Origin of the sequence: Sporanaerobacter acetigenes DSM 13106 (assembly GCF_900130025.1) — a bacterium.
GTDB lineage: Bacteria > Bacillota > Clostridia > Tissierellales > Sporanaerobacteraceae > Sporanaerobacter > Sporanaerobacter acetigenes.
Map to the genome: position 1 here is coordinate 1 of NZ_FQXR01000010.1, position 26,980 is coordinate 26,980.

At 31.7% G+C, this 26,980-nt stretch carries 27 protein-coding genes; 6 read left to right on the forward strand and 21 right to left on the reverse strand.

What is annotated here, in order from left to right; translation table 11 throughout:
* Positions 1-228, forward strand: a 228-nt coding sequence (locus BUA21_RS14730; protein ID WP_159429100.1) for a hypothetical protein, incomplete at its 5' end; no start/stop codon positions are given.
* A 5-nt stretch (positions 229-233) separates the two neighbouring features.
* On the opposite strand, the gene BUA21_RS10000 is transcribed toward BUA21_RS14730, so the two are convergent.
* The 5 genes from BUA21_RS10000 to ftsE form a co-directional block, all read right to left on the reverse strand.
* A complete protein-coding gene (locus BUA21_RS10000; RefSeq protein ID WP_072744693.1) occupies positions 234-1,370 on the reverse strand; it encodes a PDZ domain-containing protein in 1,137 nt (378 codons plus the stop codon).
* Between the two features lie 30 nt (positions 1,371-1,400).
* Positions 1,401-2,627: a S41 family peptidase gene (locus BUA21_RS10005; protein ID WP_072744694.1), complete on the reverse strand. Its 1,227-nt coding sequence runs from the start codon at positions 2,625-2,627 to the stop codon at positions 1,401-1,403.
* Positions 2,628-2,735: 108 nt separating this feature from the next.
* Positions 2,736-3,878, reverse strand: coding sequence for a murein hydrolase activator EnvC family protein (locus BUA21_RS10010; protein WP_072744695.1), 1,143 nt, complete (start codon positions 3,876-3,878; stop codon positions 2,736-2,738).
* Between the two features lie 15 nt (positions 3,879-3,893).
* Positions 3,894-4,796 (reverse strand): permease-like cell division protein FtsX, encoded by a 903-nt coding sequence (ftsX, locus tag BUA21_RS10015; RefSeq protein WP_072744696.1) that lies wholly within the window; start codon positions 4,794-4,796, stop codon positions 3,894-3,896.
* Positions 4,780-5,469 carry a cell division ATP-binding protein FtsE gene (gene ftsE / locus BUA21_RS10020; RefSeq protein ID WP_072744697.1) on the reverse strand — a complete coding sequence of 230 codons (690 nt, stop codon included), beginning with the start codon at positions 5,467-5,469 and terminating at the stop codon, positions 4,780-4,782. The genes ftsX and ftsE overlap by 17 nt, the downstream gene beginning before the upstream one ends.
* Before the next feature lie 186 nt (positions 5,470-5,655).
* Here ftsE and BUA21_RS10025 point away from each other — a divergent pair, with 186 nt between their 5' ends.
* Both BUA21_RS10025 and BUA21_RS10030 read left to right on the forward strand, forming a co-directional pair.
* Positions 5,656-6,252, forward strand: a complete 597-nt coding sequence (locus BUA21_RS10025; RefSeq protein ID WP_072744698.1) for a 5-formyltetrahydrofolate cyclo-ligase — start codon at positions 5,656-5,658, stop codon at positions 6,250-6,252.
* Between the two features lie 62 nt (positions 6,253-6,314).
* Positions 6,315-7,502 carry a coenzyme F420-0:L-glutamate ligase gene (locus BUA21_RS10030; protein ID WP_072744699.1) on the forward strand — a complete coding sequence of 396 codons (1,188 nt, stop codon included), beginning with the start codon at positions 6,315-6,317 and terminating at the stop codon, positions 7,500-7,502.
* Positions 7,503-7,518: 16 nt separating this feature from the next.
* Here the strand turns inward: BUA21_RS10030 and BUA21_RS10035 are convergent, their stop codons facing one another.
* The 8 genes from BUA21_RS10035 to BUA21_RS10070 form a co-directional block, all read right to left on the reverse strand.
* The gene (locus tag BUA21_RS10035) at positions 7,519-8,610 is read right to left on the reverse strand and encodes an AI-2E family transporter (protein WP_072744700.1); all 1,092 of its coding nucleotides are present in this window, start codon (positions 8,608-8,610) and stop codon (positions 7,519-7,521) included.
* A gap of 66 nt (positions 8,611-8,676) precedes the next feature.
* The gene (locus tag BUA21_RS10040; protein ID WP_072744701.1) at positions 8,677-9,387 is read right to left on the reverse strand and encodes an arginase family protein; all 711 of its coding nucleotides are present in this window, start codon (positions 9,385-9,387) and stop codon (positions 8,677-8,679) included.
* A 14-nt stretch (positions 9,388-9,401) separates the two neighbouring features.
* Positions 9,402-11,786 carry a Lon protease family protein gene (locus tag BUA21_RS10045; RefSeq protein WP_072744702.1) on the reverse strand — a complete coding sequence of 795 codons (2,385 nt, stop codon included), beginning with the start codon at positions 11,784-11,786 and terminating at the stop codon, positions 9,402-9,404.
* 71 nt (positions 11,787-11,857) lie between these two features.
* On the reverse strand, positions 11,858-12,790 hold the full coding sequence (locus tag BUA21_RS10050) for a LysM peptidoglycan-binding domain-containing protein (RefSeq protein WP_072744703.1): 933 nt from the start codon (positions 12,788-12,790) through the stop codon (positions 11,858-11,860).
* Between the two features lie 122 nt (positions 12,791-12,912).
* The gene (locus BUA21_RS10055; protein WP_072744704.1) at positions 12,913-13,350 is read right to left on the reverse strand and encodes a protease complex subunit PrcB family protein; all 438 of its coding nucleotides are present in this window, start codon (positions 13,348-13,350) and stop codon (positions 12,913-12,915) included.
* 112 nt (positions 13,351-13,462) lie between these two features.
* Positions 13,463-14,827 (reverse strand): MATE family efflux transporter, encoded by a 1,365-nt coding sequence (locus BUA21_RS10060; RefSeq protein WP_072744705.1) that lies wholly within the window; start codon positions 14,825-14,827, stop codon positions 13,463-13,465.
* Positions 14,828-14,845: 18 nt separating this feature from the next.
* Positions 14,846-15,292, reverse strand: coding sequence for a MarR family transcriptional regulator (locus BUA21_RS10065; RefSeq protein WP_159429101.1), 447 nt, complete (start codon positions 15,290-15,292; stop codon positions 14,846-14,848).
* Between the two features lie 230 nt (positions 15,293-15,522).
* The gene (locus BUA21_RS10070) at positions 15,523-16,266 is read right to left on the reverse strand and encodes an SDR family NAD(P)-dependent oxidoreductase (RefSeq protein ID WP_072744707.1); all 744 of its coding nucleotides are present in this window, start codon (positions 16,264-16,266) and stop codon (positions 15,523-15,525) included.
* Positions 16,267-16,718: 452 nt separating this feature from the next.
* On the opposite strand from BUA21_RS10070, the gene BUA21_RS10075 reads away from it, so the two are divergent.
* The gene (locus tag BUA21_RS10075) at positions 16,719-16,976 is read left to right on the forward strand and encodes a hypothetical protein (RefSeq protein ID WP_159429102.1); all 258 of its coding nucleotides are present in this window, start codon (positions 16,719-16,721) and stop codon (positions 16,974-16,976) included.
* A gap of 71 nt (positions 16,977-17,047) precedes the next feature.
* Here the strand turns inward: BUA21_RS10075 and BUA21_RS10080 are convergent, their stop codons facing one another.
* The 5 genes from BUA21_RS10080 to BUA21_RS10100 form a co-directional block, all read right to left on the reverse strand.
* Positions 17,048-17,695: a hypothetical protein gene (locus BUA21_RS10080; RefSeq protein WP_072744709.1), complete on the reverse strand. Its 648-nt coding sequence runs from the start codon at positions 17,693-17,695 to the stop codon at positions 17,048-17,050.
* A gap of 96 nt (positions 17,696-17,791) precedes the next feature.
* Positions 17,792-18,202, reverse strand: a complete 411-nt coding sequence (locus BUA21_RS10085) for a PH domain-containing protein (protein ID WP_072744710.1) — start codon at positions 18,200-18,202, stop codon at positions 17,792-17,794.
* A gap of 94 nt (positions 18,203-18,296) precedes the next feature.
* Positions 18,297-19,049: a transposase gene (locus BUA21_RS10090; protein WP_072744711.1), complete on the reverse strand. Its 753-nt coding sequence runs from the start codon at positions 19,047-19,049 to the stop codon at positions 18,297-18,299.
* A 128-nt stretch (positions 19,050-19,177) separates the two neighbouring features.
* Positions 19,178-19,408 carry a nucleoside triphosphate pyrophosphohydrolase gene (locus BUA21_RS10095; protein ID WP_200796541.1) on the reverse strand — a complete coding sequence of 77 codons (231 nt, stop codon included), beginning with the start codon at positions 19,406-19,408 and terminating at the stop codon, positions 19,178-19,180.
* Between the two features lie 92 nt (positions 19,409-19,500).
* Complete coding sequence (locus tag BUA21_RS10100; RefSeq protein WP_200796542.1) at positions 19,501-20,085, reverse strand: HIT family protein; 585 nt, start codon at positions 20,083-20,085, stop codon at positions 19,501-19,503.
* Positions 20,086-20,556: 471 nt separating this feature from the next.
* Here BUA21_RS10100 and hflX point away from each other — a divergent pair, with 471 nt between their 5' ends.
* A complete protein-coding gene (gene hflX / locus BUA21_RS10105) occupies positions 20,557-22,368 on the forward strand; it encodes a GTPase HflX (protein WP_072744712.1) in 1,812 nt (603 codons plus the stop codon).
* Positions 22,369-22,440: 72 nt separating this feature from the next.
* Here hflX and BUA21_RS10110 read toward each other — a convergent pair whose 3' ends face one another.
* The 3 genes from BUA21_RS10110 to BUA21_RS10120 all read right to left on the reverse strand — a co-directional run bounded on the left by BUA21_RS10110 (position 22,441) and on the right by BUA21_RS10120 (position 25,597).
* Positions 22,441-23,310 carry an AAA family ATPase gene (locus BUA21_RS10110; RefSeq protein WP_234973705.1) on the reverse strand — a complete coding sequence of 290 codons (870 nt, stop codon included), beginning with the start codon at positions 23,308-23,310 and terminating at the stop codon, positions 22,441-22,443.
* Between the two features lie 219 nt (positions 23,311-23,529).
* Positions 23,530-24,654 (reverse strand): Sapep family Mn(2+)-dependent dipeptidase, encoded by a 1,125-nt coding sequence (locus BUA21_RS10115; protein ID WP_234973706.1) that lies wholly within the window; start codon positions 24,652-24,654, stop codon positions 23,530-23,532.
* Between the two features lie 94 nt (positions 24,655-24,748).
* On the reverse strand, positions 24,749-25,597 hold the full coding sequence (locus tag BUA21_RS10120) for a protein phosphatase 2C domain-containing protein (protein WP_072744715.1): 849 nt from the start codon (positions 25,595-25,597) through the stop codon (positions 24,749-24,751).
* A 254-nt stretch (positions 25,598-25,851) separates the two neighbouring features.
* Here BUA21_RS10120 and BUA21_RS10125 point away from each other — a divergent pair, with 254 nt between their 5' ends.
* Positions 25,852-26,949, forward strand: coding sequence for an extracellular solute-binding protein (locus tag BUA21_RS10125; RefSeq protein ID WP_072744716.1), 1,098 nt, complete (start codon positions 25,852-25,854; stop codon positions 26,947-26,949).
* The last annotated feature ends 31 nt before the right edge of the window (positions 26,950-26,980 follow it).

Consider the following 26,980-nt stretch of genomic DNA (forward strand, 5'->3'; position numbering starts at 1 on the left):
AATTTGATTATAATTGCAAAGAACTCTTGCAACAATGATTATACCCTTGTGAAATACAATATTAAAGACAATTCATTTAAAGAATTTGCAAATATAACTGGTGACAAATTGTTTTACGATGAAGAATTAAATAAGGGATATATAAGTTTATCCCCTCCTATAGAAAATAGCAAAAGACATATTATATATTCTATAGATTTAAGCAAATTAAAATTGAACACAAATTAAGGGACTTATTTAAATAGTCCCTTTATTTTTATCCTTTTCAAAAGTCTTGACAATGGGCTCTTTACTTCCTCAACAACAAATGAGTAATCTGACTCTTTAGGAATAAACAATACATCTAAACTTTGTATACCCTCTCTATAGTCTTTATAATCTAAAGTAACTAATTTGCCCTTTTCATTAAGTACATCTATCCATATATATTTTGGTGAAAAATAAAGCGCATTTAATATATCTTCTTTGCTTTGCACACCATTTCCATTTATAGATAATATTATGTCACCTGTTTTTAAACCCATTTTTTCTCCAACACCGTAAGGCATAGTATCTAACAATTTTAGACCTCTTTGGGAAGGTGTAAAAATGGCTTCTCCCAATCTTTCTCTTTTCCTTCCCATTTGAATTATCATCTCATGAAATACTGGAGAAGCAATAGCTAATACATACAACATTTTGGAATATGATTTTGCAAGTTCTGACAATACCAAAAGCAAGGCACTAAATATAAAAAGCATAGCAGCAGTTTCTTTGGTCTTGTCTTTTGGATACTTTGCCAAGGCAAAATCCCCATATCCTAAAATAGCTACTACCGTCACAGGAAGAGGACTGCCTCCCTCTAGAAAAACTAAAAAAGGCACGGGCCAAAACCTATTCATATTAAATCCACCAACTATTTCATTATCTTTCTCCATAAATATTGGGATTTTTCCATTGTGCCCATCTATAATGATGAGAAAAGCTTCTATCAAATGTAAAACAGCTACTATAGTCATAACACTTATTATATTTATTTTTGGATATCCAAACAACAAACTGATAAGTGCTATTATCCCACCAGCATAAGAAAAGCAAATAAATCGTGGATGAATTAAAGAAAGTAAAATCGCTAAAGGCAATATATAAATAAAATCACTTGAATTAACTCTTGTTCCTAAAATCATAAATACAATGCTTCCAACTATTCCACCAAGTAGTCCCAATACAGTTGAAACAATAGCCTTTTTATATAAGGGCTCCCTATAGGAGCCCAATATCATCTTTTCCATTTTCCCTAATTTCTTATACTGAAAAATCACAATGGCAACTACAATCCAATACACTGGTGATTTCAAAGAAGATAAAAGAGAATATAACAATTCAAACATCTACTACTCCCCTAATGAACATATTTATATCTATTTAGCTATTTTAGCTTTCATCATTTCAATAGCTTTTTGAAGCTGAACATCTTGCTTTATGTTTTCAACACCAATCATTTCTACATCTTCTGGCAATTCTATTATAACATCTGGAGTAATTCCTATGCCATGAATATTGGTCCCATTTGGTGTAAAATATTCTGAAACAGTAAGTTTATATCCTGAACCATCTGGAAGTTTTATAATCCTCTGTACTATACCTTTCCCAAAAGTCTTAGTTCCTATAAGCTCTCCCCTCTTTGTATCTTTAATTGCTCCAGCCAAAATCTCAGAGGCACTGGCACTTCCTTCATTTACAAGTACAACCAAAGGCAAATCTGTTTTTTTCTTATCTGATTTCAAATACTCTCTTTCCCCATCTCTGGTCTCAGTATATACTATAGTTCCTTCTCCCAAAAATTCATCAGCTATATCTGCACATACATCCAACAATCCTCCTGGATTGTTCCTTAAATCCAATACAATTCCTTTTACATTTTGTTTTTCTAAACTATTTAATTCACTCTTAAAATCTTTATAAGTCAAATCATCAAAAGAAGTTATCTTTATATACCCGATTTTATCCTCTAATACAGTAGACTTAACACTTTTTAATCTAATCTCTTCTCTCACAATTTTCATTTCTATTTCATTAGATTTTCCTTCTTTATCTTGTCTTAAGATAGTCAAACTTACTTCTGTACCTGGTTTTCCTTTCATGATTTTTACTGCTGCATCCATTTTATCAGCAGAAAATTCTTCTCCATTTACTTTTATTATCTTATCTCCAGTTTTTATACCTGCTTTTTCACCCGGTGTATCCTCTATAGGAGAAACCACAGTGATCAAATTGTCCTCTCCTGGAGTTACAATAACACCAATTCCTCCATAAATGCCCTTTGTATGTTCCATAAAATCATTAAACTCTTCTTTGGTCATGTATAGAGAATAAGGATCCTTTAGTACCTCAAACATACCCTTTAGTTGACCATCTGTAAGGGTTTCATCGTCTACTTCTTTTAAGAAGTTTTTCTTTATAGATTCCTCTGCAGTCATAACCTTAGCATACTTTTTATAAAATGTATTTAGTTCATCAAACTCGGATTTAGAAATAAGTACTTTGTTATTTAATGGGGTCGGTAATACATTTCCAACAACATATGTCATAATATTAGTTATAATGACAATTGTTACAATAAGGGCAATATTCTTCTTTTTTGACATTATATTCACCTCAATTAATAAGCATTATGTAGTTTAGTTTATTAAAACTACTTTTACATTATACCATTAGCAATAATACTTTTCAAAAAAAGAAAAAAAAGAGGGAAATTAATTTCCCCTCAACCAAGGTATAGGATCTTGATAAGCTCCATTTTTTCTAACCTCAAAGTGACAATGTGGCCCTGTTGAATATCCTGTACTTCCAGCTTTAGCTATAGTTTGCCCTCTAGAAACATCTGTACCCACGCCCACAGATATAGAAGAATTGTGTCCATAAAGAGTCACTATGCCACCACCATGGTCAACCATGACAGCATTTCCATAACCTCCAAGCCATCCTGCAAAAATAACTGTACCATCAGCTGCAGCCACAATACTTGTACCTGTTGGAGCTGGAATATCTATACCTGTATGTAATTTTTTCGTCTTAAATATTGGATGAATTCTATATCCAAAAGGCGAGCTAATTCTTGAATGTCCTGGTACTGGCCAACCCATTTTCCCACCTGAATAAGGACCAGCCTTTACTTGCAATGCCTTAATTTTAGATTCATATTCTTTTGCCTCTCTGATTAATTCATCTTCCATCTTTTCCAATTGCTTTATATTTTTTTCTACATCCTTCATTCGGCCTTCTTTGCTTCTTGTAGCTACAATTAAATCATGCTTTTTACTTTCTATTTTTCGCTTTGCAGTTTCTTGCGAAGCCCTTGCTACTTGCAATTCCCTTTCTTTGTCCTCTACAATTTGTCTTTGTTCTTTCATGTATTTAAGCAAATTTGTATCATGATCTACTATAGCTTGTACCATATCTTTTCTTGAAAGAAAATCTCTGATATTTGCAGAAGAGAGAAGTACTTCTAAATATCCGATATTTCCATTCTTGTACATAACTCTCAATCTAGAATTTAGTGTATCATTTTTTTCACCAATTTTTTCTTCTGCTTCCTTCAATTCTTTCTTAGTCTTTTCTATATTGCCATTTATCTTTGCCAATTCATTTTCCACATCATTTAATTCTTTTCCAGTTTCAGATATTTTTCTATCTAATTCATCAATTTCTTTAGCTAAATCAACTTGTTCTTTTTTTAAGTCCTTTTTTTCACCTTTTATTGTATCTTGTTTTTTTTCAGTTTCTTTAAGCTTTTTGTTCCAACTTTCAACAGTTCCCTTTTCAGCATAAGCCCCTGTAAATGCCCCTATGACTATAGCAAATAAAAGTAACAACGCAATGTTTCTTTTTCTTTTCATCTCAAGTCCCCCTCTCTACGCATTTAAAAACTTCTTTAATGATATTAAACTTCCTAGTGTTCCAATTCCAACTCCTATTGCCATAAACATGATAATTATATCATTTAAAAGTGCATGAGGTGCTACTAAATAAACTGTAAATATTACATACAATTTTTCATTTATGACTTTAAAAAGATATTCATATCCATAATTGACAATAAGAATTGATAGCCCCGCTCCCACAAGACCTAATATGATTCCCTCAATGACAAAAGGTCCCCTAATGTATCCATTGGTAGCTCCAACATATTTCATGATATTTATTTCTCTTTTTCTAGCTGTAACTGTAATCTTTATAGTATTTGAAATTATAAACACAGAAATAAACATCAAAATAGCTATAATGATCATTCCTCCGACTTTTATATAATTAGCTGCAGCAAGAAGTTTTTCAATGACATCTTTGTAATATTTTACTTCTTCTATTCCATCTATACCTTCCAATTTAGAAACTACATTGTCCGCATATTCTATGTCTTTTAATTTGACAATATATGAATTAGGTAGTGGATTTTCTTCAAGTCCCTCAAGTAGATAGGATTCCTCTCCCCAATCCTTCTTCATTATCTCTAAAGCTTCATCTTTGGATTCAAAATACACATCTGTAACTCCTTCAGAAGATTTGAGCTTATCTTCTATTTCTGCCATCTTCTCACTTTCTACGTTATCTTCCAAATAAATTTGTATTTCATCGAATTTGTTTTTAGTTTCAACTACTACATTGTTTATACTCAATATAATGATTAAAACCATTCCTAGTATGATAAGCACGGCTGTGATAGAACCTACTGAAGCAAGCCCCATACCTCTATTTCTCCAAGAACCTTGAAATCCCTGCTTTACTATATTCTTAAATATCCTAAACTTCATACTCATACACACCTTTCTCTTCGTCTCTTACAACTCTTCCTCCTTCGATAGCTATGACTCTTCTTTTCATAGAATTTACTATATCCTTGGCATGAGTGGCCATAAGTACTGTAGTACCTCTTCTATTTATATCTTTAATTATTTTCATAATCTCCCACGCTGTATCTGGATCCAAATTTCCTGTAGGCTCGTCCGCTATTAAAACAGGTGGATTATTCACAATAGCTCTGGCTATAGCAACTCTCTGATGCTCTCCACCAGATAATTGGTCTGGATAACAATAAGCTTTTCCACTTAAATCCACCATACTTAAAACCATCGGCACTCTTCTTCTTATCTCCTTTGGATGAGAGCCTATGATTTCCATAGCAAAAGCTATATTTTCATATACAGTCTTGTTTGGAAGCAATCTAAAATCTTGAAAAACAACTCCAATATTTCTCCTTATGTAAGGAACTTTTCTATTTTTAACCTTTGTTATATCCATATCATTTAATATGATAGTACCTGATGTTGGGTCTATTTCTTTTAAAAGCAATTTAATTATAGTCGATTTTCCAGCACCACTTGGTCCAACAAGAAAAACAAATTCTCCTTTTTCTATAAACATATTTATATTGCTTAATGCTTTAGCACCATTATCTTCATATACTTTGGTTACATTGATAAATTTTATCATATTTTTACCACCCTTATTATAAATCTACTATATAAATAATATACAATAACTTCTTCTACTAATTTATCATAAATCCTCTTATTTTTTACAAATTTTTTTCGTTATTTTTTGCCATATTCAATTATCTATTATATTATTATATTATAATATAAATTGAACAATAAATAAACTATAAGAGGTGAGCTTATGGATAAAAAAACTTTGAGAAAACAGTGTATAGAAAAGCGAAGTAGTCTTTCAAATATAGAAGTAGAAGAAATTAGTCACAATATAGCGATGAATTTATTTAAACTAGACATATATAAAAATAGTTCTTTCATCATGACTTATGTGGATTTTAACAAAGAAGTACGAACTGAAGAAATAATAAGGCATTCTATAGATATCGGGAAAAGAATTGGAATTCCCATCACAATAAAAGAAGAACGGAAATTATTGATATCTGAATTGAAAGATTTTGATATAGAATTAGAGATAAGTACCTACAATATTTTAGCACCTAAAAGCGAATTTATAAGAAGAATTCATCCTTCTATCATAGATTTAGTTTTAGTTCCAGGAGCTGCTTTTGATAGAAATGGATATAGAATTGGCTATGGGGGCGGATATTATGATAGATTTTTACCTAATTTAAATAAAAAAGCTATCACAATAGGACTTGCATACAATTTACAATTGATAGATAATGTACCAAGGGGACATTATGATTTGCCAGTAGATTTTATCCTCACAGAAAAAGAATTTATCAATTGTAAAACAAAAAATAGCGAAAAATTCTATTAAGCCCAAAAAGGTGGTATAATGTATAAGGAAATTTCTTTAATTCTATTTTAGGAGGAATTTAAATGGTTAGAACAGTAGGTACTACAGCTAGAGGTATAAGAGCTCCTATCATTAAAGAAGGAGATGATATAGTAGATATTGTAGTGAATTCAGTGCTAAATTCTGCAAAATGTGAAAACTATGAAATAAAAGATAGAGATGTAATAGGAATTACAGAATCTTTAGTAGCTAGAGCACAAGGAAACTATGCTACTATAGATCAAATTGCCAAAGATATAAACAACAAATTTAAAGGGGACATAGGAATTATATTTCCAATACTAAGTAGAAATAGATTTTCTATCATTCTAAAAGCAATAGCAATGACAGAAAAGAAAATATATCTAGTACTTAATTATCCTTCTGATGAAGAAGGGAATTCTCTTATGGATATTGACAAAATGGATGAACTGGGGCTAAACCCTTATACTGATGTGATAAGCGAAGAAAAATATAGAGAATTATTTGGAGAAGTAGTTGCTCATCCTTTCACAGGTGTCGACTATGTACGCATGTACAAGGATTTAGCTGTAAATGACAATATTGAGATAATTCTTTCCAATGATCCAAGAACTATTTTACAATATACTGCTGAAGTATTGGTTGCCAATATTCATGAAAGAAAGAGAACTAAAAGAATACTTAAAAATGCTGGTGCAAAAACAGTCTATGGACTAGATGATATATTAAGTACTTCTGTAGATGGCAGTGGATACAATCCAGAATATGGACTACTAGGGTCAAATTTATCTACAAATACAAGATTGAAATTGTTTCCTAAAGATTGTCAATATTATGTAGATGAAATTCAAAGAAAGATAAAAGAAGCCACAGGAAAACATGTAGAAGTAATGATATATGGAGATGGAGCCTTTAAGGATCCCGTGGGTAAAATATGGGAGCTTGCTGACCCAGTAGTTTCACCAGGATATACTGATGGTCTAAGAGGCACTCCAAATGAGATAAAACTAAAATACCTTGCTGATACAGATCTGAAAAATCTTAGTGGAGAAGAAATGAAAGAAGCAATGAAAAATAAAATAAAAGAAAAAAATGAAAACCTTGTAGGAAAAGCTGAATCCTTAGGAACTACTCCAAGACAATTGACGGATTTGTTGGGAAGTTTATGTGATTTAACCAGTGGAAGTGGAGACAAAGGAACTCCTATAATACACATACAAGGATACTTCGACAATTATGCAACAGAGTAGCCAAATGGCTACTCTGTTATTTATTGTTTAATCCTTTTATTTCAAATTGTCTTTTAGTATATCTATCAAAAAGAGTTTTGACAACTGCTGCTACAGGAACTGCAAATAGCATTCCCCATACTCCAAAGAATCCGCCACCTACCAAAATAGCTGTTATTATCCAGAAAGGTTTCATCCCAACTTGTATTCCAAGTATCTTAGGTCCTAAATACAATCCATCAAATTGTTGTAATGCAAATATAAATATGATAACCCAAAGTGCTTTTATAGGTCTATCAAACAATGTGATAACTCCTGCTGGTATCATTCCTATGAATGGGCCAAAATAAGGTATCATATTGATCACTCCAACTATAAGACTAATCAAAACTGCATAAGGTACTTTCATGATTATAAGCCCAATAAAACACAATACACCTATAATTGCTGAATCTATTATCTTACCTACAAAAAACTTTGAAAAAGCTTCTTTTATTTCATTTTGCACAGTTATGATAGATTCTGCCCTTTCTTTTGAAAATAAAGCATAATTAAGTTTCTTAAATCCTTTTACAAATCCTTCTTTATCTTTCAATATATATATAGATATTATAGCTCCCAAAACAAAGTTTACAAACCCAGATGTAAAATTGATTATTTGAGTTAAAGTCTTGTTTAAAAGTGGTCCGATTCCTTCGCTAGCTTTAAGTATCAAATTATCCAATGCCGATTGAATTTCTTCAACAATTCCATATTTATCAGCACCAGAGAATCGTGAAGGCAGAGTTTCAAGCCATCTTTGAGTTGTTCTCATATATCCAGGTAAATCTCTCGCTAAATTTTTGATACTATCTACAACAGTTGGAGTAATAACTATAAAAAACAAAGCTATTATTCCAAAAAATATCAAGTATACAATGAGTATATTGACCCACCTTTTAGATTTATGCTTTTTCTCTATACTTACTAATAGTGAATTTAAAAAAAAGGCAATGACAAAAGCCCAAATAAAAGGTTTTAATATTTTATTTAATGTAGCTAAAAATTCATCACTGTTGACCAATTTAAAAAGAATAAATGCAATAACAAGTAAGAAAAATATTTTGCCATAATTATTTTTTTTGTCTATTTGTAATCACTCCCATTGGAATATTTGTTACTATATTCTATCATCTTTTACTTTCATAATAAAGAATTAATTTAAAAACATCTCAAATATTTTATGATTTACTTCTTCGTGAGCTTTTCTAAATTCAGGATGAATAAAATTTTCTATTGGATTGTTTGCAATATCTCCACAAATATCTACTCCTGAAACCTTTCCCAATCTATTGAAAAGTTTTAATTTGTTCAACAAATTGACCAATTCCATATTGCCTTGATCCCAATTAGTCTTCACATATTTTTCCGAAAGCACGTCTTTATCCACACTTATATAGAAATCTTTTCCCTTAATTTTTCTCATAAATTTTGTATTTATAGATTTATTTCCATCTTCTATATAATACATAAAAGGATATCTCATATCATTGAAATAATATTTTTTATTGGCCCCAATCACAAGTATACCTGAAACCAAGTTTTCATCTATACACTGTCTTGCCCAAGAACCACATGTAATAAACCCTTTTGGAGCCTTATTCATATCAAAATGATTGTCAAATAAAATCACAAAGGGTCTTATATTTAGTCTTTTTATGAGAAAATAAGTCAAATAGTGAAAATCCCCTGAACCCAAATAAGCTAAGCACTTTTCAGGCAGGGAATTCATAAACTGTTTTATAATCATTTCATTATCTAGCGAAAAATATTTTGGCCGAACATCATACTCCTTTAAGGCATCCACTATATCTACTATTTCAAAATGTGCCTCCTCATATCTACCTTTATTTTTCAGTATGATCATTCTAACCCTCCTAATCATTCATAGTCCTTGCTTAAATCAGAATAATATTCTAATTTGTTTTGAACTAATCCGTTTACAGTTTCCTCCTCATAATTTCCGTCTTCATCCATTTCTCCCGCTTTTATGCCTGTCAATATTTCTATTCCTTCATCAATAGTCTTGACAGCATAGATTTTAAATATTCCTTCTTCAACTGCATTTATCACTTCATCATTCAACATCAAATTTTCTATATTCTTTTGTGGAATTATAACCCCTTCTTCTCCTGTAAATCCTTTTAGTTTGCAAGCTTTATAATATCCTTCTATTTTTTCATTAACTCCTCCAATAGGTTGAATAATTCCCTTTTGATTTACAGAACCAGTCACTGCAATAGCTTGGTTTATAGGTATATCTCCTAAACTGGAAAGAAGAGCATAGAGTCCTGTACTAGAAGCACTGTCTCCATCCACACCATCATAGGATTGCTCAAATGCAATACTTGCTGTTACAGCTAACTGAACCTTTTTAGCATATTTTTCTCCCAAATAGCCACTTAAAATTAGCATTCCCTTGTCATATATATCCCCACTTTGTTCTACTTCTCTTTCTATATTTACAATACCTTCTTTGCCTAAAAATGTATTTGCTGTTATCTTGTTTGGTCTCCCAAAAGAATATTGTCCAATATCAATTACAGCTAATCCATTTATCTCTCCAACTTTCCATCCTTCAGTATCTATGAGTATAGTTTCATTTTGAATAAATTCCAATAGTTTCTCTTCATAAATATTGTTTCTATATACTTTTTTAGCTATAGCCTTTTCTACTTCTTTTCTTGTAACTATGCTTTTATTTTCTTCTACAGCTATAGCATCTGCTTCATAAATTATCTCTACCAATTCATTGAACTGGGCTGTCAATTTGTTTTGACTTTCAGAAATTCTACTGCTTAACTCTATTATAGCAGCAATAGCTGAGCTATCAAAAGGATTTAATCCTTCTTTTTCACATCGATATGCCACAAAAGAACCTATCTTTTTTATATTTTCTTTATTTCTTTCCATCTCCACATCAAAATCTGCTCTTATTTTAAATAGCTTTTTAAAATCCTCATCATATTGATAAAGTAAATGATAAGTTAAATAATCTCCAATAAGGATTATTTTCACATCTAATGGTATAGGCTCTGGTCTTATGGTTTCTGATATAATGCTTAATCCCGTAACATTTTCTATCATTATCTTTTCTGTATATATAGCTCGCTTAAGACCTTCCCAAGATTCTCTATTTTGAAGAATATCTTTTGCTTGTATAATTAAGTACCCACCATTAGCTTCATGGAGAGATCCAGGTCTTATCTTTGTATGATCAGTCTTAAGGCCTCCTAATTCATTTACATATTCTATCTTTCCAAGAAGATTGTAATAATTTGGATTCATCTCCTTTATAACAGGAGCTCCATGAGTAGAACCATTGCCAATAAATAAATTCACTTCATATCTCTTAAAAAAATCTTCTTTTTTATCTACGGGAAGCAGCAAATTCTCTATACTTTCTTCCTCTTTTTCATCCAAAAACATATGAAAATTTTTAACTATATCTTCTTTCATATCTAATAGATATTGTTTAACTCCTTGATTAACACTAAATTTATCTATCAATGGATCTATATAAATTTGAGCAACTTCTAAAACCATCTTTTCCTTTAGCTCTTTTATTTCTTCTCTCAAATCACTTTCTACTTCTCTTATTTTCTTCACAAATTCAAAAGCTTTTTGACTCAATTCTTCAGATTGTTCCCTTAATTTTTCAACATCCTCTTCCGTTAAATTTTGAATTTCCTCGTCTGTCAAAGTCCTCCCATTCTTTGTTGGTAAACTTAAAATTCCTCGTTCTGTCTGCTTAAATGTAAAATTGTAATCCCTCGCCAACTCATTTAACTCATTTATTATTTCTTGGGCCCTTTTTTGATGTCTATTATAGATTACATTTTTGTTGTCTTCATAATCCTTGGATGAAAGTATTTTAGGAATATCTAATTTGATATTTAAAATGGCTTTCTCTACATAAGCTTTAAATGTTTTGCCTTCGCCAGTGTCTAAACATATAGCTATAGGAGAATGGGCTTTTTTAAAATTAAAAACATAACACCAATCTTTAGGGCTTTCTTTTTTTTCAGCAAATTCCTTAGCTACAAGATAAGAATAGCTATTTCTACCTGTACCTGTCATTCCTGATACATATATGTTGTATCCTTTTCTCTTTACTGACAAGCCAAATTTTAACGCTTCCATAGCTCTTTCTTGACCTATAAGTTCTCTTTTAACTGGAACATTTAAAGTAGTAGCATAGTCGAAAATATCAGGATCACATCTTTTTTTTAGTTTAGAAATAGGTACTTCATATTTTTCCAGCACCCTGAGCACCTCCAATATTCATATACCCCTACAATATTATATATATTATTTATACGAAAAATATTTACTCTTTATTTAGTTAATCCTGCAGCAATTTTTATACATTTTTGGTGATCAGGATCTATTTGCCCATCTTTGTGTCTCTTGCTACCAGCAAAGTGTATGTCAATATGTCCATCCATTCCATTTCCCTTTATATAGTCAAGATTTGTCCCAGGACCATATCCACCACTTCTCCATTCAGTATATTTTCCACCTTCTGCACTGTCATTTCCAGCATGAGGCATGGCTGTCATACTTGCAGCAACAACCCTATCTCCTACTTGAACCAACACCGGTCTTCTAACCCAACTAAATCCTTCCCAAATATCCTTTATAACTTCGGTATCTTCTGAAGTTAAAGCTTCACAATCTGCATGATAAGAACCCATAGTCCTCTTCATAGTAAAAGTCTTTCCTGTATAAAAATCTTTTACTTTAAACACAGTCCCTATAGGAAGGACACCATTGTTTACGTCACTGAACCAATCTAAATATTCTCCATAGTTTTCATCTATAGGCTTGTCCACTTGAGTATAGGATATTGGTATTATAAGCTCTTGTCCAATATTTAAAACTGCATTTTCAGTTAAATCTTCATTGGCATTTGTTATTTGATCCATAGATACATTGTATTTTTGACTTATTATCCATAAATTCTCTCCTGATTCAACTGTATGTACTATAATTTTAGGTATTTCTCTACTTGTCGTACTTCTATTTGTAGTCGTAACAATCGTTTTCTTTCCATTTGGAATTTCTAATACTTGTCCAGGATAAATAACTGTTTTGTCATTGGCATTGTTGGACTTTAATAGGCTTTCTAAACTAACATTGAATTGATTGCTTATCTTCCAAAAAGAATCTCCTGATTTAACTGTATAGGGCGCTGCAAATGAAGTTGAACTTATTCCCACCGTTGAAACTATCAGACCTATGCAAACTTTTTCCTTTATCTTCTTCATAAGTATTTTCCCCTCCAACTTTTGACTTTTTTCTATTTATCATATAATACTTCTACATAAATTTCAAAGTTCCTCCCTGTAATTTTTGGAAATTTAAAAGGCATATATTTATATGCCTTTTTTCACTCAATGTATTCAGTTTCTAATTCAATATTCTTTGGAAGTTCATCTAAACCGGTTTTCACAATTACAAAGGGATATATAATTCTCTGTTCAACCATTTCATCCGGCTTTGGATCCTTAAAAAGTGCATGGACAATTATATCAAATTCACCATTTTCTCCTTTAACCTTTTCAATTTTGTCTATAGTAACTGAATACCCTTCTGTCTTTTTTTCTCCTCTTGTCACTACTACAAACACTTCTCCATCTATTTTACATCCAAGAGCCCTTTCAACTGCCAAATAATTTGGAAGAACATCTACAAGTTTTTTAGGAACCTCATCATTTTCAAGGACCTTAAATTTCACATTTCTATTTCCTCCATTTAAATATTTAGGCAAAAAAACAATTCCCAAAACAGCAATACACACCATTAAAGTAATCACAACTTTTTTCATTTGTCCCCCTCCACCAAAATAAATTTATATCTATATTTTTATTCCAGAAGAGGACAAATTATGTTAGAAAAATTTGGTGGCAAGGGGACGTTTTGTTTGCCACCCTTTCCAATTACAATGAATCTGGCATGCTCCGCAAAGTTGAGCTAAAGTTTCTATAAAACAATATTCCTGTCACTGTTGCAGCTATTATATCTGATATGGGTTCTGCCAAAAATACTGCAAAAACCTTATTCGATAAAACTTTAGGCAATATAAGTACAAGAGGAATCAACAAAAATACCTTTCTAAGTAATGCTAAAAATAAAGATGTCTTTGCATTTCCCATAGCGATAAATGTTTGCTGACAAGCTATTTGTACTCCCAGTGCAAAAACCCCTCCCATATATATCCTAATCCCTGCTGTAGCCATATCTATTATAGCTTTATCATTTGTAAATATTCTTGAAAAGAATTGTGGTGCTATCATCATTAATAGCCAAAACAATGTACTATAACTTACTGTTGAAATAAACAAATATTTAAAAGCATCTTTCATTCTTTTTTTATTCTTTGCACCATAGTTATAGCTTATGATTGGCTGTGCTCCTTGAGTCAATCCTGAAAGTGGCAAAAATGTAAATTGCATAGATGCAGACAATATTGTCATTGCACCTACCGCTACATCTCCACCATATTTTTGTAAGCTAGAATTAAATGCTATGATGATAAAACTCTCTGTTATCTGCATTACAAAAGGAGATAATCCCAACAACAATACTGGCTTCATTATACTCATATCTATTTTAAAATTTTCCTTTTTTAGTTTTAAAATACTCTTGTCTCCCTTTAAAAATTCGATTACCCAAATAGCTGATACAGCTTGAGATATAACCGTTGCCAATGCCGCTCCTTTTACATTCATTTTAAGTCCATATATAAAAATGGGATCTAGTATTATATTTATAATAGCTCCTATGGAGACTGTGATCATACTTGTTTTGGCAAAGCCTTGGGAACTTATGAAAGGATTCATTCCAACCGCCAATTGAACAAATAATGTTCCCAAGGTATATATCTGCATATATTCCAGCGCATAAGGCAAGGTCTTTTCACTTGCTCCAAACAAAATCAACAGCTTTTCATTAAACAATAAAAACAATATTGTCAATACAATTGACATTCCAATTAAAGACACAAAACAATTTCCCATGATTTCTTCTGCGCCTTCATTGTCTTTTTCCCCCATTTTGATAGAAGCCCTTGGTGCTCCTCCCATGCCTATCAATACGGAAAATGCTGCTATTATAATCAAAAGTGGAGCTGTGACTCCTACACCAGTTAAGGCCTCACCACCTATTCCTTCTATATGACCTATATACATTCTATCTACCAAATTGTAGAGTAGGCTTATTAACTGCCCTATAATAGCTGGTATTGCTAATGAAAACAACAACTTTTTTACATCTTCTGTCCCTAATCTATTTTTCTCTGACATTTCTACAATCGCCCCTTATTATATTTCTATATCTTTTACATTGTTTAACATCTTGTTATTTACTTTTACAAACAAATCTAAATCTTCTAAAGCCATTCCCTTAATCAATTGGTTTTTGAATCCTTCATTTGCCTCTTTTACCTTTTTAACTACATCATCTTCTTCATTTATAATTTTAAGATATACTGATCTCCCATCTTCCAAATTCTCCTCTGTGCCAATTAGATTCTTATCTTTAAGCAGATTGACAGCACGAGATACCAAGCCTTTAGATATTCCCCTATTCATACTGATTTCACTTGCTGTAATATCCTTGTCCATATTGTTGATTAAAAATGTTAAAACATCTATTTCTGCTGGTGTTAATTCAAATTCTAACAATGATTCTTCCATATATTTTTTATATTTTTTTATTATTTGAAAATAAATATAAAAAATATTAGATTCCTCCTTATAAAAAGACATTTCTTTTCTCCTTTCAATATAGTTTATTTTTGAACTATATTGATTATACATCAAATATAGTTCAAAAGTCAACTAAAAAAGCGGCTCTGAACATCATATCCAAACCCCCATTATGTTGGATAGCCTTCCACCCCTACACTACAAGTTAATTCTTTTAGCATGATTCATTTTGGTTGAATTAACAAAAAAAAGAACCTAAATAGGTTCTTTTTTGTATTTCCCTCCTTTAATTAGCTTCTAGCTGCTCCATCTACAGATAAAATTTCTCCTGTTACATAACTTGCCATATCACTTGCAAGATATAGGAATGCATTAGCTACATCTTCTGGCTCTCCTACACGGCCTAGTGGTATAGTAGCTATCAAAGGCTTGATAATCTCATCTGGTAAAGCTTTTACCATATCTGTATTAGTAACTCCTGGTGCTACGGCATTTACCCTAATATTATCCTTTCCAAGTTCTCTCGCCAAAGATTTTGTCATACCATTTACTGCAAACTTTGAAGTAGGATATCCTACACCAGTGCTTTGTCCATAGATACTTACCATAGAGCTCGTATTTAATATAACTCCACCGCCTTGAGGCTTCATAATCTTAGCAGCTACTTGTGAGCAGTAGAACATGGCATTCACATTTAATTCTAGAATATTGTCAAACTCTTCTGGTTTTAAATCATATATACTTTCTCTTTGTGATATTCCTGCATTATTTACTAGGATGTCTAAACTTCCATATTGATCTTTAATTCTATTAAATTGTTTTTCAACTTCCTCTGGATTGTTAAGGTCTAATCCTATACCTCCAACATTATAATTTGGATTTATTTCTTTTAATTCTTTTACAGCCTTATCTGCTGTTTCTTGTCTTGACCCACAAAGTACTACTGTAGCTCCATTTTCTAGATACTTTTTAACAATTGCAAAACCAATTCCTCTAGTTCCTCCTGTAACAACTGCTACTTTTCCTTTTAGCATTTTAAATCTCCCTCCCTATAATTTTTATCTTTACTTTTAATGCGGTATTATGTTATTTATTTATAGTTCTACACTTCAAGCCAACAAAATATAAAAATATTTCTATTCTTATTTATACCAACTTTACATGCTTTTATAAACAAAAATTTATATTAATTAAAAAAGTGGCAAATTGTCCTATTTAGTATAGCCTATCCAGCTTTTAATTCTAATATATACAGCTAACTCAGTATTAAATTATAAAATTTAATCAAGCCTACGCACACTATTTATTCTTACCGAATACACTTTATTGAGGATTAATTTAAAACGTTTTTATGAAAGGATGTGTTAATATGGCTAATACGCTTAGCCCAAACCAATATCTTGTTCCAACGGGGACACCGGGACTAAATCAACTGATATCTTCTGATGGGCGATTCACATTTGTACTTCAGAATGATGGGAACCTTGTGCTATATAGAACCGGTTTCATTAGTCCATCTGGTGCACTTTGGGCATCAGGTACAAATGGCAAACCTGTACAAATGGCTGTTATGCAAAATGACGGTAACTTTGTAATTTATGATCGCAATCACAGTCCATTATGGGCATCAAATACTAGTGGAAGGCCTAGGTCTTATTTGGTTCTTCAAAATGACGGTAATGTGGTTATTTATCAACCAAATGTGCCAATTTGGGCTACCAATACAGCGGGTAGATCTATATAAAGTAGAAGTGGCAAGGGGACGTTTTGTTTGACACCCTTGCCACGTTGCATCTTGTCACTCTTTGCATAATATCACCTATTTATCTTGTTGATTATTCTTAAGCAACCATCAAGATGTAACATCTGATGTCTTGAAAAAGGCATTAGCAACAATCCAGCAAAGGTTTTGTTGCACCAATAATCAACAAGCCAAAAAGCATTCTCATCATCTGACACAGTATGAAGTTTCAACAACTCTGTTTTTCTCTCGTCGGACACTTTAATTTTTGAATCTTCATAACTCATATCTTTTATTATATTATTTGTATTAGTTAAAACATCAATTGTATAATTTCTCAATTGATTTATATCTAACATCGTGCTAAATTCAACTAATTCATCACGTGATATCTCATTACCTGTAGTTATAATAGGAGAATTCAGTGATTTGTCATAATTCTTTGTAAAGAAAATTTGTTCTTTTGCTGCAATTAAAGTGTTTGATGTAATATCTTCAATTCTAGTCAGATGATATAGATAATATGCTATTGTCTTATCTGTTGAAAGAGGCATTTTTACGAAATCCTCTTTATTACAAGTAGTCAATATATAATCATATATTGACATCAATTCATCTCTAAGCTCAAGTAGATTTTGCCTGCCAAGTTCAAAAGAACTTTTCTTCTTTATATTTGTTTGAAAGGACTTAAACATTTCTGAACGTTCCTGTTTTGTTTTCATCAAATCACTCCTTATAATATCAATGTAGGTGTGGCAACCAATTGTTGGATTTTCTACACAGTCTAACGTCCCTATCCCAAATTGGCAAACAAAACACTATTCTAGTTTTTTGCACCTGCTAATTAGTTCCTTCATGAACTCCTCTCGATTTAAAGGTGATATAAAAGTAGTTCCTGTAATATAGCCTTTACCATGTTGTTTAATTTGAATGCGATCTATTGATAACGCCATTGAGGATAGCATATTTCGGCTAAGCTTTATCGATCTTATATTTTCATAGGTTATCTTTTCAGAAAAAGGTCCACTTCTACAGTAAAGATATTCATCTCTAAATTCATAATAAGTACCAAAATATATCCAAAATACAAAAAGTATCATTGGTATCCCAACAGCATAGGCAGTCACTTTCTCACTTTGAGGTACTAATATTATATTTACAAGCATTATAAATACTATCAACCATATTAAGATATTAAACCAGCAATCAATCTTAGATTTTACACGCATACTTTACCTCCAGTTTCTGATTTCCTTTGGGATTCAAAGTGGCAAGGGCAAAGTGGCAAGGGGACGTTTTGTTTGCCACCCTTACCGCCACCAACTACTTTATTTTTTCCAATACACCTCTCCCAATTCCAGTTATCCTAGATATCTGTCTATTACTTGCCTTTGTATTTGCTTTTATCGTTTTAAGAATTTCATTTCTTGATTTCACATCCAAACTTTTTAATCTTGAAATATCAGTAAAAGAAGAAATTACCTCCATTAGTTCTTCATCGGTATATCTTATCTTTTCATCATATTCTAAACATTGATCTTCATTTTTCATTCCCATATAATTCATAAAACTCTTTACATCTGAGAAATAATTTAATGCAAATGTAGGATCAATTATCATGTCCTTCTTTTTCGCAACATTGATGTATTCTGTATAGCTGCTCCATTTATAATCCTCCATATTCTCTACCATTCCTGCTTTAATTGGATTTTGATGAATATATCTTAATGCTGTCAAAAAATATGCATCACTATCAACAGTTTCACTTCTGAAACGATTTTGAAAAAGATGTCCTGTTCTTCCATTTTTTAAATTGTGATATTGGGCATAACCAACCGCTATTCTTCTAACTATATCTCCTATTTCTTCTGTTTCTGTCTTAATTAAAAGGTGTACATGATTTGTCATAAGACAGTATCCATATACAACAAAATCACTTTTATCCATTGCCTCTCTTATATAGTACAAAAATTTTTCATAATCACTATTTGATAAAAAAATATCCATTTTATCTATTCCTCGGAGCATTACATGATATATCCCACTTTCACTTTTCTCTCTTGTCCCTCTTGGCATAATATCACCTATTTCTCATTATTCTAATAGGTGGCAAACAAAACGTCCCTGTGCCACGCTATATATAAATTCTATATTTGTCTACAATTTCCTTCTTATTTTGAAAATTTAGGTGGCAAATATGCCACCTATTCTATAACTTTGACTAATTTTATTTTTTCTTCAAATCCGCCTCTTTTATGTTTTTTCTCGAGCCTGATTTTTTCAACTTCTTCAAAGGATACTCCTTTGGCTTTCAATATTCCATATATAACTTCTAAAATATCTGCTATCTCTTCAATGTTTTCATCTTCAATGTATTCTTTTGTTTCTTCAATCAACTTTTTATTTAGTTCTTCTAAAAATTCATCCTCATCCATAATTTCTATGACGCTTTTTTCCAGCTTTCTCTATAATTTCAAGTATATTGTCTCTGACTAATTTGTTATAAACCTTTTCCATTTCCATCCTCCTATCCTTTATAGGGTACAAGTTGAGATTTTAAATTTCTTATACCGCCTCTTGGATCTTCTACATCTCCATCATATCTTGGTATCATGTGGACATGAAGATGCATAATAGTTTGTCCAGCGCTTTCATTTATATTTATTCCAATATTGTATCCAGTAGGTTTATATTTAGCATCAACAATTTCTTTGCATTTTTGTACAATTTCATATATAGCTACAAGCTCTTCTTCTGTAGATTCATAAAAAATCTCTATCGCAAAAAATTTGCTTCTTGATAAAAATTTTATTGGATTTTGTACTGCTTCTTTTGTATATCTTTCTAAGCTCCACTGTTTCCAATTTTTATGTTTTTTATCTCTGAAATCTTTGCTATGTACTTTATCGTTTGAATAATAATCCATAAAGCACTCTCCTACTTCTTCTATTGAAACTTCTGTAACCATTTTATCACCTTTTATAAATGACAGCAAAACGGGTATTTTATATGATTTGGACATAGCAGTTTTCTCGATTTCTATGAGAAATTCCTCTCCAACTGTATCAATCCATTTCTTTTCAATTTCATTTAGTTCATCTATTTCATACAAAAATCTTAAAAGTCTTTACAATTGAGAAAATTTGGTTTATAATGTTTATATTAGTACAAGAAAAAATTCTGAAAGGAGACTGTAAAATGTTAATTTATAAAAGTAAGATTAGAACAAAATTTAACAATAAAACATACAGTCTACTGTCAGTAAATCATATATATTAAGCTATAGTATATTATTATTTATGTATGAAAATTTTGACTGCAGACTGTATGCCTGCGGTTTTTTAATTTCAAATTTTTAATGATATTTTAACCGCAACATAGTTCTATACTTTTAGAGCATAGACTATTTTTGCGGTTTTTTTATACTCACTTACTAAAATTCATCTGGGGGAGATTGAAATGATTCTAAAATAATATCGTAATAGGCAGAAAGAATTAAAAATTAAACTGGGGGTTTAGAAAATGAGAATTAGATTATTATAGATAAAAATAAAATTAATAAATTTTTATTGGAGGAGATTTTATGATAACAGGAAATATTGATGGCATAAAAAAAGTAATGCTTGATAAAATTGAAAACTTATTCGAGCTAACAATAGATAATGACAAAGTTTTTTCTTATGAATTGGTAGAACAAATGAATGAGATTAGTGGAATAATAAAAAAAGAGCTATGTGTTGTTATAAATAGGCGAGGTAAAATTGAAGGAATTTCAGTTGGCAAAATAGACAGCGCCCCAATTCCTTCTATCGAGGTTTCAAGCAAAAAGCTAAGTGGATTTAGGGTTATTCATACCCATCCTTCTGGAAGCAGCACACTTTCTTTATTGGATATTTCTGCTTTGATAGGTTCTAAACTAGATGCTATTGCTGCCATAGGAGTTCAAGAAAATATGGAAGACATCAAGATAAATATAGCTTTTTGTGATATCTATGATAACAATCTGACATATAATGAACTGAAAAACCTAAGTTTAGAAGCTTCATTGCAGTTAAATTTTAAAAATAAGGTAGATTATATTGACAAAATAATTGGCAGCATTAATACATGTGAAGATCAAGTGGAAAGAGCTATATTAGTTGGAACTGACACAGAAGAAAGTCTTGAGGAACTTGCTGGCCTTGCTGAAGCTTGCAATATTGTTCCTATAGACAGAATATTTCAAAAGAAAAACAAAGTCTTCTCTGCATACTATATGGGGCAAGGTAAAGTTCAAGAAATAGCAAATTTAAGACAACTTAGAAATGCAAATTTAATAATATTTGATGATGAACTATCAGGTTCTCAGGTTAGAAATTTGGAAGAAGCTATTAACTGTAAAGTAATCGATAGAACCACCTTGATATTAGATATTCTTGCAAGACGTGCTAAGAGCAAGGAAAGCATTCTACAGGTTGAACTTGCTATTCTTAATCATAAATTGCCACGATTGAGAAATTCAAACGCAAACCTTGCAAGGATTAAAGGTGGTGTTGGATTAAAAGGTGGCGTTGGCTCAAGGGGACCTGGAGAGAAAAAACTTGAAACTGATAGACGACATATAGAAAGCAGAATAGAAGAAATTAAAAATGAAATGTCTAAGGTATTAGAAAGAAAAGCTGTCCAAAAAGTAAAAAGAACCAAGAACAATATAAGCAAGGTTGCTATTGTAGGATACACCAATGCAGGCAAATCAACTTTGCGAAACAAACTTTGTGAAATTTCTGCATCAGACAATATAAGTAAAGAAGGAGTTTTAGAGGCTGACATGCTTTTTGCAACATTAGACACTACTGTTAGGGCTATCACCTTGAGCGATAATAGAAAAATCACTTTGTCAGATACTGTTGGCTTCATTAGCAAACTTCCTCACGAGCTTGTTGAAGCCTTTAAATCAACCTTGGAAGAAGTCATTGAAGCCGATTTGCTTTTACATGTAGTAGATGTTGCAAATGAAGAAGCTATAAAGCAGATACAGTCAGTAAATATTGTTCTCAATGAACTTAACGCTAAAGATAAAAATACTATAATTGTTTTAAACAAGATTGATAAGGCTTGCCAAGGAAATTTAGATAAAGTTAAGGATTTCTTGAAAGGTGAAAAAATAGTAGAAGTCAGCGCAGAAAAGGGAATAAATTTAGACCAATTATTGCACTTAATTGAAAGAGAAATACCAAATAAACTAGTAGAAAAAGAATTCATCATACCTTATGATAGGCAGAAATTCATCTCAATGCTTCATGAAGATGCTAGCGTAATTAACAAAAATTATACTGAAAATGGCACTTACATTAAGGCATTGGTAAATGAAGAAATCTACGAAAGATGTGCAGACTTTGAAGTGAAAACTCTATAAACACAAGAAACACAAAGGGACAGTTCTTCTGTGCTTTGCTTCATAGCACAGGAGAACTATCCCCTTGCCACCTTAAAATTCTTCTTCATGTCTTTTGAAAAATTCATAGTATGTTCGCACATTCTCCAATTCTGTCCACCTTTTCACATCAACTGGATTTGCATCAAGATCATATATTTTTGCTCCATGCATGGAGAGCAAAAATGGAGAATGTGTTGATATAATGAACTGACAGCCAAAAAACCTTGCCGAGTCCTCAATAAATTTCATCAACTCCATTTGACGTTTTGGAGAAAGACTGTTTTCAGGCTCATCCAACAGATAAAGCCCATTTTCTTCGATTTTTTCTGTGAAATACAGAAATGCACTTTCGCCATTTGAATATTCTCGTACATTATCCATCAATTCATTTCTCACAAAACGTGACTGAGTTTTACTTCTTGCAGTAGTTACTTTTCTAAGTTCCTCATAATCTCTCATAGAACTCATTTGAAAATCAGAATATTTCGCATCCAAATATTCTTCAAAAAGCTTTTCCCGTTTTTGGTCAATTCCTTCATTGAGATTCCTAATATTAAGCATATAGTCAAATACATCATCACTGGTGATAATTCTGCTATTTTCAGGTATGTCATCCTCAAGCTCCATCTCACACATATTGACATAGTTTATATAGAAATTAGATTTATTGTAGATGGAGTCACGATTTACTCCTGCTTTTTCTGCTATGACATTTAATGCTGTTGATTTTCCCGAACCATTTCCACCATACAAAATCGTTACTGGCTCAAAATCAATTCTTTCAAAACCATGTCTTGACAATATGTTGAATGGATAGAACGAATCATAGCATGTTCTTTTTACGCTCATGAAAAAATCAAATTCACTATCCCTATCTGGAAATGTAAAAGCATTTAAATAAATCATTGTCATCTTCCTCATTTAACATTTTGTAAATAATGGCAAAGGGTGGCAAACAAAACGTCAGGTTGCGCAGAAATTCAATTGGGTATGTATACCAGCCCCACTTTGCGGTCTAAAACGACTTTATTTTGGGATTGGATGTGAAAAATCGGTAGTTTTTTAAATAAATAGTCCCACTTTTAAGAAAGTCAATGGAAGTTTCATCCGTTTTTACGCAACCTGACGTCCCCTTGCCACCTATTTTGCTAAATTATATATTGCTTGAGCAAATATCTTTGCATTTAGAACAATATCACTTATGTCCATATACTCATTTGGATTGTGAGATATTCCATCCTGTCCTGGAAAAGAAGGGCCGAATGGTACAATATTGGGCATTATTTTGGCATATGTGCCTCCTCTTGTAATGATAGGAGTACCATCTAAATTTGCAACTTCTTCATATGCATCTTGCAAAGATTTGACTAAAAATGAGTCTTTCTCAAATTTAACTGGATTATAGTTTAATAGCAATTTCATTTTTATATTATCACTTAGCTTTGATTGTATTTTTTCTAATATTTCATCAATGCCAACAATGGCTGGATAGCTTAGACTAATATTGAATAAGAATTTTGACTCTTCTATTCCAATATTATAATTTCTCATCTCCATAGTTCCAAATTCCTCATCACCAAAATCAATACCTAATCTATCGCCATTTTTCTTGCTAGAAAGAATATATGTATTTAAAAAATTGGAGAATTCTTTAAAAGCCTTTTCATAATTTTCATCATTGTACTCTATTTGAAATTGGATATTTGCTCTTCCTCTTTCTCCATAGACAACTGGATATTGACAATCAGGGGTAAATCCCATTATAGGAGGCTTTTCCTTTTCTAAATAGTATGGGATATCATTGAATCCACTTTCTTCATCGGTACCAAATATGATTCTCACTGGTTTACTTAATTTAAGGTAAGCTTCCTTGATAGCATATAATCCATAAAGTGCAGATATAATCGGACCTTTGTTGTCCAATACACCTCTACCATACATTTTTCCATTTTCAATATGTCCACTAAAAGGTGGAAAAATCCAACCTTCTCCTACAGGAACTACATCTAAATGCCCTAAAATTCCTATATAATCTTCACCTTCGCCATATTGAGCATATCCAATATAATTATCTAAGTTCTTGGTTTTAAATCCTAGTCTTTCAGCTATTTCTAATCCTTTTATCAATGCATCTTTGGGACCTTGTCCAAAAGGAGCAGTATCTTTTGCTTCTCCTTTTATACTGGGTATATTGACAACTTCTACAATGGATTTCAACAATTCCTCTTTATATTCTTCAATCTTATCATTCAAAATTTTCTCCACTATTCATCCCTGCTTTCTTATCTATTGCCTATATTATAACATAACAGACATGTGGCAAAAAGGTGGCAAACAAAACGTCAGGTTGCCACCCTGACTATCCTAATCTAATATATACAGCCGATGAATCATCATGTATCTTAAACCTAGGGTATTTTTCTCCTCGTGAATCTTCAATTTCTATATCTCTAATCTCTTTATATATTTTTCCCAAGCCATGTATTCTAGCTTCCTCTATTAGTTTCTCTACAGGATAACGATTATATTTATCAGATATAGCAGAGAATCCATCACTAGTAAGAATTATTTCCACTTCATCTTTTACTTCTATCCTTCCATATAATCCATTATCTATTGCTTTTTCATCAAATTCTAATATCCAATATCCATCAGAATTATTCTTTTTAAGTCTATGGTCAATTAGCATATCCATAGCATTAGCTTTAGCTTCGTATAAAGATTGTCCTTTTTGGTCTATAAGATACTTCATCCTTTCATAGACCTTATCATCAAGTATTTTAATGGAATTATCTCTATAAACCTCTGTTCTACAGTTTTTTCTAATAGCTATAGTTCCATCTCCTAATGTAAAATACTCAAGAATATTATCCTTCCATCTTGTTATAGATATAGTGCTTGAAGGAAAATCAATATTGGTTATTTCTTCATTGCCTATATGAGCATTGAATTCATTCCTTATTTGACCGATGCCTTCCTTAAGAATATCTTGAATTGAGTTTTCCATATTGTCTAAATTGTTCAATAGAAAACTATCCCACCATTTTACATACCATTGAGCATCGCTTTCTGCTGAAGCTATAATATTCCTTCCATTTAACCCAGTGGCTCCATCTAATACCCAAGTGCTATTACTTCCTATATTAGCTATATCTTCTTTTGTATGATTCCCTTTTTCACATAAGACTTCACTATTTAGTATTTTCATATATTTGCTATGTATAAGCAGCTTCCCTCCTGTTTTAATACTATTTCATATAGATTGGATTTTTAACTTCATATAAATAGTATAGTACAAAATAACTTTTTACACAGGAATATCATTTGGATTATCTATAGAAAAAATCTATAGTTCGTCCGCCCTTTATGATTTTTTTCTATAATATCTCTATTGAATTGACTAAAAAAAATAATGTTGATACTATGGGTATGTTAATTTATATTAAAGGAGATGTATAGCATATGAAAAAATTTCTTAGTTTAATAATTGCAGTAATTTTAACCCTTAGCTTAGTAGCTTGTGGAAATGATACTACTAAAAATGAACAAACCCCTCCTTCTTCAGAAGAACAGGGCTCAGAAAGTCAACAAGATGCAGTGGAACTTGAAGACAAATTAGTTATATATTCTACTCATCCTGAGGACATGCTTGAATTTCTAGCTGAGGAATTCGAAAAAGAAACTGGTGTCACTGTTGAGTTCATCAACCTTCGTGGTGAATTAGCAGATAGAGTACGTGCTGAAAAAGAAAATCCTCAATCTGATATAATGTATGGTGGTGCTTCATCCCTATTTATAGACCTTAATAAAGAAGGTTTATTTGAAAAGTACATACCTACATGGGATAAGGATATCGACCCAATGTACAAAGATTCAGAAGGATATTGGTATGGTACTATCCAAACTCCTGTAATGATATTCTATAATAACGAAATGTTAAGTGAAGAAGAAGCTCCAAAAGACTGGTATGATCTATCAAAACCAGAGTTTAAAGATAATATAGTAACTAGAAATACACTATCTTCATCTATTAGAGCTACATATGCTAGTTTACTTTATCAATTCGACAAAGAAGGTAAAATAGATGATGGTTGGGAATTTATGAAAGAGATGGAATCCAATATTAAGAACTATTATGGTAGTGGTTCACTTCAATTCCAAGCAGTAGGACGTAAAGAAGCAGCTATAAGCTATGCTGTTCTTAGTTCAATAATAGACAATATTGAAGAAAACGATATGCCACTTACTATAGTAGATGCAGAAAGTGGATCACCTGTAATCACAGATGCTATAGCAGTCATCAAAGGAGCAAAGCATCCTAAAGCAGCTGAAGCTTTTGTAGAATTTGCAGGCAGTCCTGAAATTCAAGCTAAATTAGCAAATGATTTCAACCGTCTACCTACTCATCCTGAAGCAATAAAAAATGGTAAACAGTGGATGAAGGAAAGCAATTATAAAGTAATGGATGTAGATTGGTCTGTAGTTTCTGAAAAAGAAGCTGAATGGTTACAAAAATGGGACACAGATATAAAGGACGGCAACAAAGAAGTAAATGAATAGTTTAATGAGAAAGGAGTATCTTCTTAGGAGG